The sequence below is a fragment of the Paenibacillus terreus genome (genome assembly GCF_042138595.1).
Taxonomy (GTDB): Bacteria; Bacillota; Bacilli; order Paenibacillales; family Paenibacillaceae; genus Paenibacillus; species Paenibacillus terreus.
This window is the reverse complement of record NZ_JBHIRX010000016.1, coordinates 44,866-64,263: the sequence shown is the minus strand read 5'-3', so window position 1 is coordinate 64,263 and position 19,398 is coordinate 44,866. Positions and strand designations below refer to the sequence as shown.

The following is a 19,398-nucleotide window of genomic DNA, read 5'->3' as shown; positions in this document are numbered from 1 at the left end:
CTTGCCGCCTCCCTTCTTTTAACCCGAATAATAACTGCTCATTATACTAAAAAAAGCTGCTCCTCAGCGCAGAATAAAATTCTGCAGCGGGAACAGCCTATAGTTTACCTGTCTTTTATACCTGAGTCACTTTGATCAGGTTCGTGGAGCCGGAGCGTCCAAGAGGAACACCTGCCGTGATGACAACAAGATCTCCTTCTTTAACAAGACCAGTCTTTAATCCGCCTTCAATAGCGTTGTTAAAGAGCTCATCCGTTGTGTCCACAGATCTTCCCTGTACAGCCACCACGCCCCAGGTGAGGGCCATCCGGCGGAGAGTCCGCTCATCGGTCGTAACGGCAATGATCGGAGCTTGCGGACGATACTTCGAAATCATGCGGGCTGTAGTACCCGACTCTGTCGAAGTAAGGATCGCTTTCGCATGCAGATCAAGCGCGGAGATGGAAACCGATTGGCTGATCGCTTCCGTAACGCTGACTTCCTGCGCCGTTCTTTGTTTCTTAAACAGCTGACGGTAGTTCAAAGCGGATTCTGCTTTCTCGGCAATGCGGGACATCGTAAGCACCGACTCAACAGGATATTTACCAGCAGCCGTTTCGCCGGACAGCATGATCGCATCCGTTCCGTCGAAGATCGCGTTGGCAACGTCACTTGCTTCCGCACGGGTAGGGCGCGGGTTGCGCTGCATGGAATCCAGCATCTGTGTCGCCGTGATCACCGGTTTGCCGGCAATATTACATTTCTCAATCATAAGCTTCTGCACGAGCGGAACTTCTTCGGCAGGAATTTCTACCCCGAGGTCACCACGTGCTACCATCAGCCCGTCGGACACTTCCAGAATTTCATCCAGGTTATCTACACCCTGCTGGTTCTCGATCTTGGAAATGATCTGGATATGGCTCGCATTATGCTTCTCAAGCAGCTCGCGGATTTCCAATACGTCGCTTGCTTTCCGTACAAAAGAAGCAGCGATAAAATCAATGCCCTGCTCGATACCAAATACAATATCCGCAGCATCCTTTTCCGTAATACCAGGCAGGGAAATGCTGACCCCTGGCACGTTGCAGCCTTTCTTGCTTTTGATCGTACCGCCGTTCACGATACGGCATTTAATTTCGGTTCCCGCAACTTCAACAACAGTGAGACCGATCAGACCGTCGTCGATCAGAATCGTCGAACCAGGCTTCACATCGGAAGGAAGATCACGGTACGTAACGGAAAGGCGTTCTTTCGTACCCAGAATTTCTTCCGTCGTAAGTGTAACGTACTCGTCCTGAATAAGTTCGATCGGCTCGACTTCAAGCTTTCCGGTCCGGATTTCCGGCCCCTTCGTATCGAGCAGCACAGCAACGTTTTTGTTCAGCTCCTGGCAGGCTTGGCGGATGTTCTTGATACGGTTGCCATGCTCCTCGAAATCACCGTGGGAGAAGTTCAGACGGGCCACATTCATGCCGGCCATAATCAGTTTCTTTACATTTTCCAACGACTCGCTGGAAGGACCGATGGTACATACGATCTTTGTTTTGCGCATTTTGGGTTTTCCTCCGTTTTCACAAGGTCTGTCTATATCTTTTTCCAACAATTAAATCTACTATAATTTTTTCTTTTTGTATAGGAACTTCGTCATATTTAATGTTTATCCATTATTCCTCATTCAAAACCGTACTGGGCGTTTGGTCCTGTGCAAATGTAAACTCGCCGATTTTGCGGAACTTGCGGTAGCGGTCTTCCTTGAGCTCATCCGGATTCATGGACGACAGCTGCTGCAGATGCACTTCCAGAGCCGATTTAATCGCTTGCGCTGTCTGCTCGTAGTCCCGGTGAGCGCCGCCCTGCGGCTCAGGAATAATCTCTTCGATCACTTCCATGTCCAGCAAATCATGCGCGGTAATTTTCATCGCTTCAGCCGCCTGGTCCGCTTTGGATGCGTCCTTCCACAGAATGGAGGCCGCTCCGTTAGGAGAAATCGCGGAGTAAATGGCATGCTCCATCATCAGAACCCGGTTGCCTACAGCCATGGCGAGCGCGCCCCCACTTCCTCCCTCACCGATGACCACACAAATAACAGGCACCGAAAGCTTCGCCATTTCCCGCAGGTTGCGGGCGATCGCTTCCGATTGACCTCTCTCTTCTGCCGTATTTCCGGGATAGGCCCCTTTGGTGTCGATAAATGTAATAATCGGCCGGCGGAACTTGTCCGCCTGCTGCATAAGACGCAGCGCTTTGCGGAAACCTTCCGGATGCGGACTGCCGAAAAAACGCGCAATATTGTCCTTCGTGTCCTTCCCCCGCTGCTGTCCGATTACCGTAACCGGCGTGCCGTTCAGCCGGGCCAGTCCGCCTACAACCGCCAAATCGTCACCGAAGAGGCGGTCGCCATGCAGTTCCATGAAGTCCGTGAACACCAGCTCGATCAGGTCCAGCGATGTTGGCCGTTGCTGGTGCCTGGCAAGATGCATTTTTTGTGCAGCGGTAATGTTGCTGTATATCTCTTCTTCCAGCTTGCGGTACCGCTCCTCAAGCCGGCTGATTTCCTCTGTGAAATCGATCCCTTTTTCCTGACCGAACTGCTGCAGCTCCTGAATCTTTTGCCGCATCTCCACTAGAGGTTTTTCGTAAGGCAATTCTCCTGCCAATCTAGTTCGCCCCTTTCGTGCTGTGAAGTTCCAGCAGCTTGGCAAGTGTTGTACGCATGTCCTTGCGGTGCACCACCATATCGAGCTGGCCGTGCTGCAGATTAAACTCCGAGGTCTGAAAATCATCAGGCAGCTTTTGGCGAATCGTCTGCTCGATGACAATCCGGCCCGCGAAGCCGAATACTGCGCCCGGCTCCGCAATGTTAATGTCTCCAAGCGTGGCGAAGCTTGCTGATACGCCACCGGTCGTCGGATCGGTGATCACAGAAATATAAAGGCCGCCCTGCTCGTCCAGCCGGGCAAGGGCAGCGCTTGTCTTGGCCATTTGCATGAGGCTCAGAATGCTTTCCTGCATCCGTGCGCCGCCGGATGTCGAAAAGATGATCATCGGCAGTTTATGTTCGATGGCATGTTCAATAGCACGGGTTATCTTCTCGCCTACTACAGAACCCATGCTGCCTGTGAAAAAGTCAAAACTCATAACAGCGGCCACAACAGGCTGTCCGCCTATCGTTCCGCGCCCGGTAACCACCGCTTCACGCAACCCCGACTTCAGCGTCTGCTGTTCGAGCTTGCTGCTGTACCCCGGGAACCCCAGCGGATCGACCGAGATCATGTCCGCGTCAAATTCCGTAAAGCCTTCCTCGTCCAACGTCATTTTAATCCGTTCCAGCGCATTCAGCCGCATGTGATAACCGCAATTTGGACATACTTTCAGATTTTTCTCTAATTCTTTGCTGTATTGGATTGTTCCGCACTTCCCGCATTTGGTCATCAGACCTTCGGGAATCTCCCTCTTGGGGCGTTCCTGTGTCTCCTGATCGCCACTTCGCAGCGTCCTGTCGGACGGGATGGTCGCGTATTTCCTCTTCTTCTGAAATAAATCTTTAAACACAACTACACCTCTTCAGCCGTGAATTTGTCGGCCGCAACCGATAAAGGTCATCGTGTCGCCTCTGCGGCTCCTGAAATACGATATAATATCAGCCGCCGACGCCCGCGGGCGTCACCGTTGTCCATACTCTTCTTATGTCACTGCCGCCGTTTCGGACTCAGGGGTGCAAAATGGAATTAAGCACTTCCTGAACTTCTTCGACTTCTCCAGAAGGGACGAGTATCTCAAACTGCTGCTTGGAAGCGCTGATCGCGCGCGTCTTCACCAGAAAACCTTCCTCGGACAGTTTAAGCTTGATCCTCTCGGCCAGCTTGGCCGTAGGCGCAATATAGATCACCGTCCACACCTCTTAACCCCCTAAATATGATGTTCTGAGTCCGTATAATGAAACAATGATACCATACCTTTCTTTTTTCCCGCAAGAAAGGCCCCCCTTGTCAAAGGGGGGGCCAGAAACTGAAAAATACGAACAACACAGGCTTCACGCGTGTTTTGCCCGTCTATTAAATTTTAAGATAACGGGGTAGGATACTGCCTTGCCCCCTCATTCCGGTGCGCAATTCTGGCGGAGGCGGCCGCCGCCAGGCCGGCAACAAGGTCGTCTAAAAAGACATGAATGCCTTGCTCTTTGTTGTTCAGATGCTTCATGATGCCTGTTTTATCTTTATCCACGTATCCGAAACTTGTCAAGCCGATCATGCCATACACGCTGGTGATTCCAAGAGCAAGGGTTTCATCGACTCCGAACAATGGTTCGTCAGCCTCCATCATTGCCTGCAGCGGCTGGGGCAAAAGCCTCTGCTCGGCTAATTCATCCAGTGCAATGCCGGTATAAAGCGTATACTGAACTTCCCTTTTCTGCAGGACGGCCCTGACACTCTCGGCACATTCCTCTAATGTCAAATCCGGATAATAGCCATGCTGCAAATGAAAAACAATTTCTGCAATGGACTCGATTCCGACTCCTCTGCGTTTCAGCAGCTCCTCTACATACACCTGTGACATTAGACTCCCTCCGTTTCACCGCGGCCGCAATACTCCGGCTTTGCGAGCTCGTGAAAAATTTTGAATCAGTTTGCCAATGTTCTCAAGTGTATGCGGAAGAAAGCCAAATAGTTCAAAAATCATCCAATTTGAGTCATTTAACCCGGACTGTTCCCTTGCCGAGCAGCGCCTCCAGCTGTCCGATCAGCTCCCGTGACGGCTCGATTCTGTATGCCTGGCTCAGTGCCAGCAGCTTCTGGCTGCTCTCGTAGAACAATATGGTTTCAAGCGGGCCGCTGTGTTCCTGCAGCACCTCTTTAAGCTGCGCCAGCAGCTCCGCATCCTCCTCGGCCTGCCGTGTAATTTTGACAAATACACGCGGGGCAGAAGCATTACGCTCAGGAGCAACGCTCCAGGTTGGCGCGGTCTGGACCGCCGCATTACCGGCCTGCGGGCGCGCATTGGTTCGTGCCGCACGGTTTGCGGAGCCCGCTGCCGGCGCTCCGGCACTGCCGGACAGCCTGCGCCGCAGCCGCTCCAGCTCTTCCCTGCCAAGGGGTCCGACTTCGTCGGCGAGCAGCTTGAAATGCTCATCCTGCTGCTGGATCTTCGCGCGCACGGCGAGCAAGGCGCCCTTCTCCACAAGACGCTGGCTGCGCCGCCACACCTCGGGGAACAGCACGACCTCACAGCGTTCAATCTGGTCCTCCAACTCGATGAAGGCCATAGGCTTGCCCTGCTTCGTCGTGATCGTTTTGACCGAGACGACCATGCCCGCCGTGACCACCGCCGCTTCGTCCTCCGCTTCGGCAAGCTCCATCAGCCTGTCAGTCCCGGCCGCTTCCAGCTCTTCCCCGAAATCGTCCAAGGGATGACCGGACAGATACAGCCCCAGCAGTTCGCGCTCCAGCTCCAGCTGCTGACTCCCGCTGAACGGCGGCACCTCCGGATACGGGATGTCCCAGTTCGGTGTCTCCACAAAATCGAACAGCTGAATCTGCAGATCATCCCGTTCCTTGCGCCATTTCAGGGCAGCCTCCACCGCCTCGTCGAGCATGGCCAGAAGCTGTGCGCGGTGGCCGGGCAATGAGTCGAATGCGCCTGCCTGAATCAAGGATTCGATCACCCTTTTGTTGCATACGCGCAAATCCACGCGGCGGCAGAAATCCAGCAGGCTTTCGAACGGCTTCTCGGCCCGGACTGCCAGAATGCTTTCCATCGCCTGGGTTCCGACATTCTTGATCGCCGCAAGGCCGAAGCGGATGTTGCCGGGTCTTGACATGCCTTCATTTACCGAATCGTCCGGGTCATTCAGGACTACAGGTGTGAAGAGCACTCCGCTTTCATTGACATCCGGCGGCAGCACCTCAATGCCCATGCGCCTGCATTCGACGACATATTCCGCCACCTTGCGGTGGCTGCCCATTACGGCGGCCAGCATGGAGGACATGAAATGAACGGGATAGTGCGCCTTCAGATATGCCGTCTGAAAGGCCAGCACGCCATAGGCAGCGGCATGCGCCCGCGGAAAGCCGTAGTCGGCAAAGCGGACGATCATATCATACACGGCCTCCGCCTCGGCTTCAGAGTACCCTTGCTTCAGGCTGCCCTGCACGAAATGTCCGCGCTCCCGGTTCAGCACTTCACGCTTCTTCTTGGACACCGCCCTGCGCAGCAAATCGGCGTCTCCCAGCGAAAAGCCCGCCATTCGGGATGCAATCTGCATAATCTGCTCCTGGTAAACGATAATGCCGAAGGTATCCCTGAGGATCGGCTCCAGGTCGGGATGCGGGTATTGAACCTCCGTCTTTCCATGCTTGGCCTCGATAAACCGCGGAATAAACTCCATCGGACCCGGCCGGTACAGTGCCACTACGGATATAATATCTTCAAACCTTGATGGCTTCAGCTCCTTAAGAACACGCCGCATTCCCGCCGACTCCAGCTGGAATACGCCCGTCGTATCTCCGTGCCCCAGCATCTCATAGGTGAGGCTGTCATCGTCGCTGATTTTGCTGAAATCGGGATGCTCGCCATACTGCTCCTGGATCCACTTCTGACAGCGCTCGATAATGGACAGAGTCCGCAGACCGAGAAAGTCCATCTTGAGCAGACCGATGGATTCCAGGTTTTCCATGGAATACTGGGTCAGCGGAATGCCTTCCCCGCCCTCCTGCAGCGGCACCGAATCCGTCAGGGGGGATTGCGAGATGACAACACCTGCGGCATGGGTCGAGGCGTGGCGCGGCATGCCCTCCACCTTCATGGCCATATCCAGCAGATTGCGGGTCTGTGGCTTCGTCTCATACAACTCCTTCAGATCAGGGCTGATCTCCAGCGCCCTGCTGATATGAATGCCGAGCTGCCCCGGAATCAGCTTCGCCGCTCTATCCACTTCACCGTACGGCACATTCAGCACCCTGCCCACGTCGCGTACCGCAGCTCTGGCGGCCAGTGTTCCGAAGGTAATGATCTGGGCCACATGCTCACGTCCGTATTTTTCAGTCACGTAAGCAATCACTTCATCCCGCCGCTCGTCGCTGAAATCGATATCGATATCCGGCATGGTGATCCGTTCAGGATTCAGGAAGCGCTCGAACAGCAGCTTATACTTGATGGGGTCAACATTCGTGATTTCCAGCACATAAGCAACAAGACTGCCGGCCGAGGAGCCCCTCCCCGGTCCTGTTACGATCCCGTTCTGATGAGCAAATGCGATAAAGTCCCAAACTATTAAAAAATAGTCGCTGAACCCCATGCTCTCAATCGTGCTGAGCTCATATTCCAGTCTCGCTTCAAGCTCCCGCCGCCCTTCAGGGTCTGTCCACAGCGGAGTGGAAGCATACCGCTTCTCTAAGCCTGCGCTGCACAACTGCTGCAAATAGACGGCAGGTGTCATTCCCTCTGGCAGAGGGCGGTAAGCCGGCAGGATCGATTTGCCGAATTCCAGCTCCACATTGCACTGGCGGGCAATTTTTACCGTGTTCTCAAGCGCTTCCGGAATATGGGGAAACAAACGTGCCATCTCCTCCGCGCTCTTGAAATAAAGCTGATCCGTCGGAATGCGGAAGCGTCCTTCATCCTCCACCGTTTTTCCTGTTCCGATACAGATCAGCACATCCTGGACCTCCGCATCCTCACGGGTCAGATAGTGAATGTCATTGGTTGCCACAAGGGGAATACCAAGCTCCTGCGCAAGCGTAACCAAAAGCCCATTCACCCGCTTCTGTTCCGGCAGCCCGTGATCCTGCAGCTCCAGATAAAAGTCGTCGCCGAAAATATCCAGGTACCGCCTTGCAGCCCGCCGGGCTTCCTCTTCACGGCCGTGAAGCAGGTGCTGCGGTACCTCTCCGCCCAGACAGGCGCTCAGACAGATGATACCTTCGCTATGGGCCGCCAGACTTTCCATGTCGATGCGCGGCTTATAGTGGAAGCCTTCCAGATGCCCAATGGAGCAAAGCTTCATTAAATTGCGGTAGCCCGCCATATTTTTGGCGAGCAGTATCAAGTGGTATATGGGCTGATCCTTGCGGCTGCCGCGCTCCTTGCGGGAGCCTGCCGTCAAGTAGGCTTCACACCCGATAATAGGCTTGACGCCGTGTTCGATGCAGGCCTTGTAAAAAGGGATAATGCCGTACATGACCCCATGATCCGTCAGGGCCAGCGCCTCCATCCCATCCGCTGCGGCTTGTTTAACCAGGTCCAGGGTACGAGCCGCGCCGTCCAGCAGACTGTATTCACTGTGAACGTGCAAATGCACAAAAGAGCTCATGCGCTTCTCTTCCTTTCACCCGTTGTCTCTATGCAAAAGTCTCTCACGAATTTCAGTTGCTTTAAGAGGTAGTTCAAAAAGTCATCTTTTGATCACGAAGTTAATCAGGAAGCGGACTCGACATCGAATCTTGAATTCAGCCGGGACTTCCGGTGCTCACGTACCCCAAGTACGCTCCGCTCCTCAGTCCCTGCTTCATCCAACCTTCTCGGTGCTGAAAACCTGACTTTTTGAACTCGCACTTTTATTGAAACTATTTTATCATAACCTGCAATAGCCCGCCCATAGAATAAAGTACAGCCCTGAGCGGACAAGTGTGCATCCCGGGACTGAATCTATCTGGCTTTGCCAAGTCGAAAGGAGCACGGGCCGAATGAGCACATTTATCTCCAAAGCCATTCTGGATTTCTTCATTGCGTTTGGGATTGTACTGGGAGGGGCCTTGCTGGGAGGAATGGGTGCGGTCGTCTCGCTTCAGCCCCCTACACAAACCATGCTGGATGTTGCCGGACGGATCAAAATATGGGCGCTGGCCGCCGCCGTGGGCGGCACCATCGATCCCATGCGGGTTATTGAGAGCAATGTGCTGGACGGAAATCTGTCTCCGGCCATCAAGCAAATTCTGTATCTGATCTTTGCCTTTCTCGGCGCGCACATGGGCACCGAACTCGTCAAATGGGTATGCAGCGGTCGCAGCTGAACGGGTCGACCTATGAATAAATGGATACAGGCTATCCGGTCGTCCGCCCTTATCGTGCTTGGTATGGTGTTCGGAGCAGTTATTTACAATACGGTGTGGCACAACCGCTTCAATGAGCTCTGGACCATGAATCAGGACCTGCGGCTGCAGCTGCAGCAGGCGCAAGAGGATAACAAGACCCTGCAGCAGCTCAGCGGCAGACAAACGGTCATTAAAAAAATTAAAATCACCGCCGAGCAGGCATCTGCAGAGAAAATCGATCCTGTCGACATCAAGGAAATCACCCAGCAGCTGTATAAGGATATGGAAGTGCTCCGCGGCAGGGACATTTTCGAAATTGACAGCGACAGCCGCCTGGTGCGCACCCTGCTGAACCGCAAAATCTATACAGTCCGGGAAAAGGAGTACATCATACAGATCAAAACGATGCTCGTCATGGAGCATGTGCTGCAAATCTGGATTGAAGTCAGGCCCTATATCCGGAGCTGACCCGCCTGTCACTTTAATGGAGCAGAACCGCCGTCAGCCCGAATCTATGGAGTGCATCGTCATGACCCCTTTACACACCAGGCTGCTCTCCCGCAAAATTTCGATTTCAAGTCTGCATAAACGGCGGCTTGTCTCCAGAATAGCCGGACGAATCACCACCGAGTCCTCAATCTGCACAGGTCTGATAAAATAAGTGGTTATATTGTCAAGCACATGATCATTCCCTGTTACATCCTTGGCTGTGCGATAGGCCGCCTGGGTCATAATGTCGATCAGCACGCCCTCGGAGATCGTTCCAAGGTTCGTGGCCATCTGCGGGATAATGAAACCGCGGAACATCAGCTCCCCGTCTGCTCCCTTTTCCTCGACAAAACCGTTCCAGATCAGATGGTCGAACGTCTCTCCAAGCTGCGGCTGTTTTTGCGCGCTGCGGAGCGCCTCCAATACTTCACGTCTTGTAACGGCCCCCACCAGCTTGCGGCTGCGGTCCACGACAGGAAGGTAGTGAATGCCCTCCCACGTCATAATCTGTGCAGCTGAAGCCAGCGAGGTCTGCTGGGATACCGTTACAGGATTACGGATCACAACCTTATCGATCGTCTGCTCCGGCGGAAGTCCCTCCACATCGGCACGGCTGACAATACCAACAAGACGGTTCCATTCGTCCACGACCGCAAACCGATGCTCTCCGGTAGTATGGGCCAGCCGTTCGAATTCTCCCGCCGTGCTGCCTCCCTTCAAGGTGTGCAGCTTGGGTTTGTGGGCCGTAATATCTTCGATGAGCATAATTTTCTTCTTGATCAGCCGGTCAAAAATGGCCCTGTTGATCATGGAGGCCACTGTAAATGTATCGTGGCGTGAAGAAATGATCGGCAGATTCAGCCTATCCGCGAGCAGCTTGACGTCACGTGTCGTTCCGAAGCCACCGGTGATCAATACGCCAGCTCCCTGCTCAAGGGCCAGAGAGTGCGCGTTATCCCGGTTGCCTACAATAAGCAGGCTGCCCGGGTCGATATAACGGGCCATCGCTTCCTCCCGCATGGCTCCGATCACATATTTATGCAAGGGTTGATCCAGTCCCTCGCTTCCGCCCAGCACATGACCTTCGACAATTTTGACCACATCGGCAAAGGTCAACTGCTCGGACATCCCGCGCGGCCTTTTCTCCACACGCACCGTGCCGATCCGTTCCTTCGTGATGACTATCCCCAGATTCTCCGCTTCCTTGACGGCACGATAAGCCGTGCCTTCACTGACCCCGGTCTCTTTGGCCAGCTTCCGCACGGATATTTTGGACCCGATCTTCAGCTCCTCAATATGCCGCAAAAGCTGCTCATGCTTCGTTACCGTTTCATCATAGCCCTCCACAACTGTTTCACCCCCACACTTCGATCTGTATTAATCTGTATCTATTATAGCAATACGTCAGGGCAGAGTAAAACGAAGTTATGGGCTGGCTGAAGTCTATGATTGCCCAACATACTTTCTACTTTTGTAAAATCCGTTCTCCTTTTCTTTTTGGCTATGTTAAATCCTGATGTTGATTTTTACGATAAGAAAACCGCCTCGTTGAAGAGGCGGCTTATTGAGCTATCGCACCCGTTAGCTTAACTCTGCTAAACAAGACTCGCGAGCGATTCACCGGTATCTTTACTGTAATGTAGGGGTCGATAGCTTTTGTAAAATTTTTTACAATGAAATAATTGACGAATGCAATAAAGAGCTTATCTCATGATTCATCTGTTTCAACGAGCAAGAGCAGGTCGCCAACGCGCCTGCTACATTATTGCTCCTGGCTGTGTCGCTCAAGACTCTACAATCACCTTGACTTCAGGAACTGTTTTGTTGTCCGCTTTCTGCTTGCTGATCATGATGCCAAGTGCGGCACCGGCAATGGCAGTGAACATGACGACCTTGGCTCCGAACCGGTCGGACATTCAGCCCGCGAGGGGAATGACGCTGAATACCGCCGGGATCGTACCATCAGCAAACAACCGCTTTCCACTGCCCAACGATAAAGTGATTTAGCTTCTTTTTTTATTATGCAGCATGTCCTCTATTTCTGCTTTCAATTGTTCAAACCACTCTAAGTTAACCAAGTGATGGGAACGGGAATTTTCGTTCATACGGCGGTAGTAATCGATTGTGTCGGGAAGTTCTTGTGTGTTGGACAGGTATTCATCAAGGAGGGCGATTCGGGTTTTAGTCTGGTCTATTTGCGATTGGATCAGTTTCAGTAATTTGTTTTTGTCGTATTCATCGGCAAAGAGCAGCGCCCCATAAAATTGCAGGTTCACATATTCCGATTTGGTGCCGTATTTGACCATTAATTTTTCGAATTCATCCATTCCCGATCCGGTGATTTTAAAGTTCCGAATTTCGCGCCCACTGGTTGAAGAATTCTGCTGAATCTGTTCAATCCAACCTTTTTCTTCAAGTTGCTGCAGATTGTAATAAAACGAGCCTTTTGTGAAATTTACAATGTATTTGTAATGACGTTTTTCCATTAAGGCCAGTAGTTCATAGCCGTGAGCGCCGGGGTTTTGGATGAGCAAGCCAAGGATGAGTAAGGGAATCAAGGCTGCATCACCTTCGCCATCAGCGCCTCGAATTCTGCGTACGTGATTTTATCCGAAGCCAAATCCATGCTATGAAGGTAAATCTGTTCTGTTTTCGAATAGTTTCGCTTCACTTTCAGCGACTGCTCCTCCCCAGGGATGGGTTCCATGACATGATACTTTTTCGAAAAAGCCTCGAAATAGCGGTAGCCGAATTTGCGTTGCGAAACAGCGTCAAAATGAATGCCATCAGGATTCGCGGTCAAATCTGCCGCTGTTACAAAATAACAATTTTGCTGTTCGTTAGCGAAGTGCTGCAATTGTTCATTGACCTGTCGATACTCTGTCGCGTGCTGTCCAAAGCCGGTCTTCCCAAGGAAATCACCAAGTTCGCCAATGATCAACGGCACCTCATCAAGATTCAATTCGTTCCTTAGGGTCTCGATGATAAGGGTTAATTTCTCGTAATAAGTTTCATGTAGTGAACCATAACTATCGCTCTCACCCTGGTGCCAAAGGATTCCTTGGATTTGGCTGGACCGCAGGGCGAAGCGGGCTTCGGACAAAGCATGCTGAAAAAGGATGCCTTCCGGATGCCAGTCATTCAAGGAACTGCCACCTTCCGCACAAGGAATCAAACCAATTTCTTCATCGGGATTGGCTTTCGACCAGGCATCGGCAAAAGACGCCGCCAGGCTTACACCGGAAACCGGACGGTCGTAATTAATCGGCTCTGTCATCATCTGCCACTGTCCATTGCGCAGCATTTTTATTTTTTCATGATAGATAGGATCGACTTCATGCAAAAATCCTCGGCCCGCCATATTCGACTGCCCCAACATTAAGAATGACTTTATCATTTACTCTTCATTCCTTTTCATCACTATTATGGTCTAATTAGACTTAAAAATATTATATAGTCTAATTAGACTATGGTCAATGGAATTATATTAAGAGGGCTAGATATTCCACCTAACACCATATTTACGCTTCGCGGCATCTGGCAAGGTCCTTTACACTAACGAATACGATATCGTTTATGGGCACACAAAAGGGGAGCCCCCAGGTCAACAGGACCTTTCGGGACTCCCCACGCATCATCTTCCGCGCTCCTTGTCCAGCTGCAGCTGCCACTGCTGCAGCTTCGCTTTGCGAACTCTTTCCAGCGCCTTGCGCTTCTCGTCGTCCACGCCGAGCAGGAAATGAAGATTTGCGCCAATGACCATCAGCGCAAACAGCACCCAGACAATGCCAAACCCGTTGACAAGGTTCAAGCCTCCGGTCAACGAAATGCGCGGCACGGCAATGAGCACCATCGCCAGGGCAATCAGCACATAAACACCATGTTTCCACTTTTTGTACATACCATACCGGTCCCCTTCCTTACTCCGCATCAGTCTGAACCTGATTGCGAATCTATGTATCTAGTCTATGAGGAAGGGAGCGCAAATATGAGACAAACTTATAGAGGTTGTTCAAAAAGTCATCTTTTGATCACGAAGGAAGTCAGGAAGTGGATTCGACATCGAATCTTGAATTCAGCCGGGCCTTCCGGGGCTCACGTACCCCAAGTACGCTCCGCTCCTCAGTCCCTTGCTTCATTCAACTCAAGCGTTTTGAAAAAACGCACTTCGGAAGCATAGGCTTCGGTGCTGAAAACCTGACTTTTTGAACATGTACTTACATGGAAGATCCGTACAAATGCTGCATGCTGTCAGTAATGATTTTGTTGACATCCTCAATAATGACGCTCAGGCGGCGTTCCGCATCAAAGAGCCTGCGGATACTCAGGTTCATGCTGAGCACCTCAAACAGCTTTTCCAGCTTCTCCATCTCTTCCTGATCAGGCATGTTGCCACTCATCATGCGCTGCTGCATTTCCATCTGCTGTTCCCGAAAATTATCCAGCATCCGCTTCGCTTCCGGGTCCGCATCAATCAGCTTCATGGCAGAAGTGATTTCAGCTACCTCGGAGCTCTCTTTCAGCGCTTTTGCCAGATCGTGGGCTTTGTCATAAATGTTCATGGTTTGCATTCCTCCAAGTTTTTCTTGCAATCTCAGGAAGCTTGCGCTTCCAGGCTTACACTTTCTGAGATCTTAAATAGCGGCCAATCACCAAGGGATATATGTCCTCATATGATGAACTACATGCAATGTACTGAAGCAGCCCTTGCCTCCCTCAGACATCGAAGTTGCAGCCCGGAAGGAGATCCATGATGTCCAAAAAAAAAATAACGGTTCAGGTTATGGGATCGGGCATCTTGCAGGATGACGTCCTTATGGTTGGTGACAAACTGCTGAAGCAACTGAAGCTTCAGGCCGGGTATCCTGTTCAGCTGGCATTTGGCTCATTCCGTCAAGAAATGACCACGATCTCTGTCCCGCGTTATGACGGAATACGCCTCGGAAGCGGAACCGCAAGCAGTATGGGAATCCCCTCAGACTGCACGCTTCGCATGCAATATAGCCCGAGAAACAAGACACTTCGGCTGGGCCCGCTGATCAGCGTCCTCATCAGCCGGGATTATCCCGAGCAAAACGACAAGCCTTTTGGTAAAATCACTCAATTTTGCCGTGAACTATCCAGTGCATGCGGCAAACAGGGCGCGTTTGTCTATTTTTTCACACCCGATCATATTTCAGGCAATCCAGACCGGGTTGAGGGCTGGGTATTCAGCAATGGCTGGAAAAAGGCTACACTGCCGGCACCCGATGTCGTCAATAACCGCCTGACTTCCCGCAAGCTTGAGAACAAACCTAGCGTACAGTATTTCATGAAAGAAGTAAAATCCCGCTACGGCGCCTACGTGTTTAATGAAAAGTTTCTCGATAAACACGAGGTTTTTGATGCGTTAAAAGGCAGCAGCATACTGCGGCGGTATCTGCCCGAGTCCCACTTGCTGGACAGCTTTGCCATTTTCAAACGGATGTGCGGCTTGTACAACCAGGTATTCGTCAAACCGGTGCGCGGCAGCCTTGGCAAAGGGATTATACGCATTAACAAAAATGCCGACGGTTCGTTCACCATGCTGACGACCACCACGGGCTCGCCGCTCAAACAGAACTATCCGAATGCCACCAAAATGTTTGGCGGGCTGTCAGGCAAAATGCGGTCCACCAGCTACCAGATCCAGCAGGGGCTTACACTGATTCATCACAACGCGCGCCCTGTGGATTTTCGCGCTCTGGTGCAAAAGAACGGCAACGGCGCATGGAGCGTGACCTCGATTGTTGCGCGCATCGCCGGCGGCAGCCATTTTGTGTCCAACCTGGCCAGAGGAGGTACACTCAGCACCGTAAAGGATGCGGTTGCCAAAACCACCCTTTCGGCTACGGCAAAAGCAAACGCCCACAGCAAGCTGAAGACAGCGGCCCTGCGAATCGCAGCAGGGATCGACCATGCGATCCCCGCCCACTTCGGTGAATTGGGTATTGATTTGGCTATTGATACTTCAGGGCGAGTCTGGCTGATTGAAGTCAATTCCAAGCCGTCCAAAAATGACAACACCCCTCTCGGGGATGTGAAGATTCGTCCTTCCGTTCTGAAAATGCTTGAGTATTCCTGTCATTTGACCGGTTTTTAGGCGCGCGGTCCGGTCCATGGTTGCCGGAACATCCGTCCGAGTAAGGAGGTACTCCGTATGCTGGATTTACATGCAGTTTCCAAACCGATGCTGGGCGTGCTGGTCAGTACGGCCAGGGGCTCAGTCCCCATAGGCGAGCCAGGCTTCTGCCGCAGACTGATCCGGATGGGCAGACGGCTGGGCATACATGTCGCCGCCTTCAATGCAGGGGGCATTCACCCGGAAAGCGGACGAATCAACGGCTTCGTACATCGTGACGGGGCTTGGCACACCTGCAGCTTCCCCCTGCCGGACATTATATATAACCGCTGCTGCAATTACAGGGAAGGAAGAACGGCCCGTTCCCGGCTGCGGCGCATGGCTTCCGGACTGGGGCGGCCATGCACCTTTCTCTCGGGCAGCCTGCCTGGCAAATGGCGGGTTTACGTTACATTGAGACATGATTCCCGGCTATCCGGGTATCTGCCTCTGACCGTACAGTTCAGCAAGGATCGCCTCCGGGATCTTCTTTCCCGCCATCAGAGTGTGTTTCTGAAACCACAGTCCGGCATGCAGGGAAAAAGAACGCTTTGTTTACAGAAGCAGTACAATTCCGGCGAGGCTCCGTTCTCCCTCCGGGGACGTGATCGCAGCAACCGGCCTTTTTTCCTTGCTTATTCCAGTTTTGATGAAGCATATGACTGGATTGCCGCGTTTATTCGGGGGCGGCCGTATATTATTCAGCCTTTTCTGGATTTACATTCTTCCACAGGCCGTCCTTTCGATGTCCGTGCCCTAGTACAGAAAGACGGAAAGGGACAATGGACATTGACCGGGACCGCCGTCCGCGAAGGTGAGCCGGGAAGCCTGACTTCCAACCTGCACGGCGGAGGAACAGCCCGGGAAGCTGCAGGTTATTTGCAAGACCAGTTTGGCACACAAAAAGCAAGCAGTGTTCTGAAGAAAATCAATCAGCTGTCTATGGATATACCGCCAGTATTGGAGTCCCGGTACGGCCGGCTCGGTGAGCTGGGCATAGATTTTGGCATTGACCGTTCGGGGCGGCTGTGGATCCTGGAGGTAAATTCCAAACCGGGGCGGGCCGTTTTCACAGAGATTGGAGATCAAGCAGGTGCCGTTGCAGCTGTAACCCGTCCGCTTCTGTATGCGCGGCATTTAATGCACCGGCATGCCCCGGCTGCGATCCGCACTGGCACACATGCAACTTTCCAAGTTTTCAGCTAAGCTGACCCGGCTGGCGTTCACCGCCGCGGGTTCATGCCCGGCCGGGATAGGAGGATAAATATATGAGGTTGACCCCTTGTAATGTTCATTTCACGGCACAGCCTGATCGAGTCGTCTATATCTCCAATGCGCTGTATAAAAATTTAAATCTCTCAGGAAACAAGTCGGTTCAGCTCAGGTTCGGGAAAGGCCGGATTCCGGCAACCGTAAAGCCGATTAAAAAAGCGGGGCGTCATTTATATCTGGCTTCCGGTGTCCGAAATGCGATCAGGGTGCCAAAAGCAGGAACCATCTATTTGAAGAATGAAGACGGTGTAGTGCACCTCGGACCCCTGATCGGCGTGCTGTCCGATGGTCAAGGCTCCTCCGCCAGCCCTTTCGGATCACGAACCGGGTTCATTAAACAGCTTCTGAAGGCAGGAAGCAAACAATTCTATATTTTCGCTTTCACGCCAAAGGACATCAACTGGCAGACAGAGAAGGTGATGGGTTACTTCCTTAATGAGAATGGAACATTTACCAAAAAATCCGTACCTCTTCCCGATGTTGTATATAACCGTCTTCCAAGCAGAAGATATGATTTCGCACCTTCCACCAACCAGCTGCGGGAACGTTTTATACGCCGGAAAATACCTTTCTTCAACTGGAGCTTCTTTAACAAATCCGACATTTACCGCATGCTGGAGAGGGAAGCGACGGTTGCCCGTTATATTCCGGAATATCACGTGAACCCTGGAAGGGAGCTTATCCAGGAAATGCTCGAACGGCATCAGATGGTGTATTACAAACCGAGTGCCGGCAGTCTGGGCAAAGGCATTTACAGGCTTTCCACGCTTCCCCAGCGCGGATACTATGCTCGCTTCCGCAAAAATAAAAGCAATGCCCTGCTCCGCTTTTCCTCATTCAATTCTTTATACAGGATGCTGCAGGGGAGACTGGGATCATCCATGCGCGGATATGTCGTTCAGCAGGGAATCCGCCTGATTGAAATCGACGGCTGCCCCATCGATTTCCGGTTTCACATGCACAAGAACGGCTCCAATAAATGGGTCGTCGTCGGTATTGGAGCCAAGAAATCCGGCCGGGGCAGCGTTACCACTCATATTAAAAACGGCGGCTCTCTTCTGACTCCCGAACGCGCACTCTCCCGCTCCTTCGGAGACCGCTCCGGAGAGGTGCTTGAAAAGGCCAAAAGGGCAGCAATCACGTTAGCGGAAGCTATTGAACGCCAGCACCCCCACCTGATCGGCGAGCTCGGCTTTGACCTTGGTATTGATCAATCCGAAAAAATATGGATGTTTGAAGCCAACTCCAAACCCGGGCGGTCCATCTTCCAGCATCCTTCTCTTCGCGCGGAAGGCAAGGCGTCCATTGATCATATCCTTGAGCACTGTCTCTATCTCAGTAAGTTCCGCAGGAGGGAGGAAACGTGAACAACAGGAAGCAGGATAAGCCGATTGTCGCCATTCTGACCATGCATGACAACAAACGAATGTTCCGCGGGAATCTGGAAAATTTTCAGGAGATTTTGGAAACCGGAACACGAATGGGGCACCTCGTCTATGTCGTTACAGTCAAAGAGCTTGACCCGGCAAAATATTCAGTGAAGGGATACAGTTACAACAGAAGCACAAAACAATGGGAGTCGGGGTATTTTCCCCGCCCCCAGGTTGTCTACAACCGGATTCCCGGCAGGGTGGATGAGCACAAACCGTGGGTACGCAACCGTATTGAGGAGCTGCAGCGGGCCAAGGGCATCTCTTTATATAATTCCGGCTTCTTCAACAAGTGGAATTTGTTTCAGTCGTTAAAGTCTTCCAGCAAAACACGCGGATTGGTACCTGCCACGAGAAGGCTGCTGAATTCGGGGGTACTGCTGAAAATGCTGCAGTCCTATCCCTCCCTTTATCTCAAGCCGGAGAGCGGAAAAGCGGGCAAAGGCATCATGACGGTGAAATGCAGCAGGAGAGCCCCAACGACGTATCGGCTGAAAATTCAGACTGACCGCAAAAGCAGTATTTACAAAACAAGCAACTTCTACAGTCTGTGGTCACGAATTCAACGCAAAACAGGCAGTATTCCTTACATTGTTCAGCAGGGCATTGAACTTGCCACCAGCCGCAACCGTCCGTTCGACCTGAGGGTATTGGCCCAGAAAAACCGGAGGGGCCTATGGCGTGTCACCGGGATCGGGGCGCGGCTGGCCGGCAGCCGCAGCATCACGACCCATGTTCCGCGCGGAGGCAGCGTCGAGGATCCGCAAAGACTGCTGTCCGCCACTTTTGGCGCAGAAATGACTGATGCCCACCTGCAGCGCGTTCAGGCATCAGCACTGCAAATTGCGCGGCAGATTGAAAGCAGCACAAAAGGAATGATCGGCGAAATGTCGATGGACCTTGGAATTGACCGCTCCGGCAACCTGTGGTTCTTCGAGGCCAACGCCAAGCCGATGAAGTTTGACGAACCTGAAATTCGGAAAAAATCGCTGGAACGAATTTTTTATTACAGCTCTTATTTGGCCGAACAGCAGAAAGAATGAGTCCGGGAGGTGATCAA

Annotated in this window: 18 protein-coding genes; 6 read left to right on the top strand and 12 right to left on the bottom strand. The window is 52.3% G+C overall.

Annotated features, from left to right (window positions below; all coding sequences use genetic code 11):
* Positions 1-115 precede the first annotated feature (115 nt).
* The 6 genes from pyk to ACE5KN_RS23490 all read right to left on the bottom strand — a co-directional run bounded on the left by pyk (position 116) and on the right by ACE5KN_RS23490 (position 8,287).
* The gene (gene pyk / locus ACE5KN_RS23515; RefSeq protein WP_375527538.1) at positions 116-1,531 is read right to left on the bottom strand and encodes a pyruvate kinase; all 1,416 of its coding nucleotides are present in this window, start codon (positions 1,529-1,531) and stop codon (positions 116-118) included.
* A 112-nt stretch (positions 1,532-1,643) separates the two neighbouring features.
* Positions 1,644-2,636 carry an acetyl-CoA carboxylase carboxyltransferase subunit alpha gene (locus ACE5KN_RS23510; RefSeq protein WP_375527539.1) on the bottom strand — a complete coding sequence of 331 codons (993 nt, stop codon included), beginning with the start codon at positions 2,634-2,636 and terminating at the stop codon, positions 1,644-1,646.
* 1 nt (position 2,637) lies between these two features.
* Positions 2,638-3,531: an acetyl-CoA carboxylase, carboxyltransferase subunit beta gene (accD, locus tag ACE5KN_RS23505; RefSeq protein ID WP_375527540.1), complete on the bottom strand. Its 894-nt coding sequence runs from the start codon at positions 3,529-3,531 to the stop codon at positions 2,638-2,640.
* 157 nt (positions 3,532-3,688) lie between these two features.
* Positions 3,689-3,877, bottom strand: coding sequence for a glutamate decarboxylase (locus ACE5KN_RS23500; protein WP_355318100.1), 189 nt, complete (start codon positions 3,875-3,877; stop codon positions 3,689-3,691).
* A gap of 164 nt (positions 3,878-4,041) precedes the next feature.
* Positions 4,042-4,536 carry a phosphatidylglycerophosphatase A family protein gene (locus ACE5KN_RS23495; RefSeq protein WP_375527541.1) on the bottom strand — a complete coding sequence of 165 codons (495 nt, stop codon included), beginning with the start codon at positions 4,534-4,536 and terminating at the stop codon, positions 4,042-4,044.
* A 133-nt stretch (positions 4,537-4,669) separates the two neighbouring features.
* Positions 4,670-8,287 (bottom strand): DNA polymerase III subunit alpha, encoded by a 3,618-nt coding sequence (locus tag ACE5KN_RS23490; protein WP_375527542.1) that lies wholly within the window; start codon positions 8,285-8,287, stop codon positions 4,670-4,672.
* Positions 8,288-8,660: 373 nt separating this feature from the next.
* On the opposite strand from ACE5KN_RS23490, the gene ACE5KN_RS23485 reads away from it, so the two are divergent.
* On the top strand, positions 8,661-8,987 hold the full coding sequence (locus ACE5KN_RS23485) for a YtrH family sporulation protein (RefSeq protein WP_355318094.1): 327 nt from the start codon (positions 8,661-8,663) through the stop codon (positions 8,985-8,987).
* A 12-nt stretch (positions 8,988-8,999) separates the two neighbouring features.
* A complete protein-coding gene (locus ACE5KN_RS23480; protein ID WP_375527543.1) occupies positions 9,000-9,476 on the top strand; it encodes a sporulation membrane protein YtrI in 477 nt (158 codons plus the stop codon).
* Positions 9,477-9,509: 33 nt separating this feature from the next.
* Here the strand turns inward: ACE5KN_RS23480 and ACE5KN_RS23475 are convergent, their stop codons facing one another.
* The 6 genes from ACE5KN_RS23475 to ACE5KN_RS23450 all read right to left on the bottom strand — a co-directional run bounded on the left by ACE5KN_RS23475 (position 9,510) and on the right by ACE5KN_RS23450 (position 14,059).
* Entirely contained in the window at positions 9,510-10,844 is a 1,335-nt protein-coding gene (locus ACE5KN_RS23475) for a DRTGG domain-containing protein (RefSeq protein ID WP_375527544.1), read from the bottom strand.
* Positions 10,845-11,281: 437 nt separating this feature from the next.
* Positions 11,282-11,413 (bottom strand): hypothetical protein, encoded by a 132-nt coding sequence (locus tag ACE5KN_RS23470; protein WP_375527545.1) that lies wholly within the window; start codon positions 11,411-11,413, stop codon positions 11,282-11,284.
* A gap of 87 nt (positions 11,414-11,500) precedes the next feature.
* Complete coding sequence (locus ACE5KN_RS23465) at positions 11,501-12,055, bottom strand: PadR family transcriptional regulator (RefSeq protein ID WP_375527546.1); 555 nt, start codon at positions 12,053-12,055, stop codon at positions 11,501-11,503.
* Complete coding sequence (locus ACE5KN_RS23460; protein ID WP_375527547.1) at positions 12,052-12,894, bottom strand: sialate O-acetylesterase; 843 nt, start codon at positions 12,892-12,894, stop codon at positions 12,052-12,054. The genes ACE5KN_RS23465 and ACE5KN_RS23460 overlap by 4 nt, the downstream gene beginning before the upstream one ends.
* A gap of 237 nt (positions 12,895-13,131) precedes the next feature.
* Entirely contained in the window at positions 13,132-13,398 is a 267-nt protein-coding gene (locus ACE5KN_RS23455) for a hypothetical protein (protein WP_375527548.1), read from the bottom strand.
* Between the two features lie 316 nt (positions 13,399-13,714).
* On the bottom strand, positions 13,715-14,059 hold the full coding sequence (locus ACE5KN_RS23450) for a YlbF family regulator (RefSeq protein ID WP_375527549.1): 345 nt from the start codon (positions 14,057-14,059) through the stop codon (positions 13,715-13,717).
* Between the two features lie 191 nt (positions 14,060-14,250).
* Between ACE5KN_RS23450 and ACE5KN_RS23445 the strand changes: the two genes are divergently transcribed.
* The 4 genes from ACE5KN_RS23445 to ACE5KN_RS23430 all read left to right on the top strand — a co-directional run bounded on the left by ACE5KN_RS23445 (position 14,251) and on the right by ACE5KN_RS23430 (position 19,381).
* Entirely contained in the window at positions 14,251-15,618 is a 1,368-nt protein-coding gene (locus ACE5KN_RS23445) for a YheC/YheD family endospore coat-associated protein (RefSeq protein WP_375527550.1), read from the top strand.
* A gap of 57 nt (positions 15,619-15,675) precedes the next feature.
* Positions 15,676-16,842, top strand: a complete 1,167-nt coding sequence (locus tag ACE5KN_RS23440) for a YheC/YheD family endospore coat-associated protein (RefSeq protein WP_375527551.1) — start codon at positions 15,676-15,678, stop codon at positions 16,840-16,842.
* Between the two features lie 62 nt (positions 16,843-16,904).
* The gene (locus ACE5KN_RS23435; RefSeq protein WP_375527552.1) at positions 16,905-18,275 is read left to right on the top strand and encodes a YheC/YheD family endospore coat-associated protein; all 1,371 of its coding nucleotides are present in this window, start codon (positions 16,905-16,907) and stop codon (positions 18,273-18,275) included.
* A complete protein-coding gene (locus tag ACE5KN_RS23430) occupies positions 18,272-19,381 on the top strand; it encodes a YheC/YheD family endospore coat-associated protein (protein ID WP_375527553.1) in 1,110 nt (369 codons plus the stop codon). Before ACE5KN_RS23435 ends, ACE5KN_RS23430 begins: the two co-directional genes overlap by 4 nt.
* Positions 19,382-19,398 lie beyond the last annotated feature (17 nt).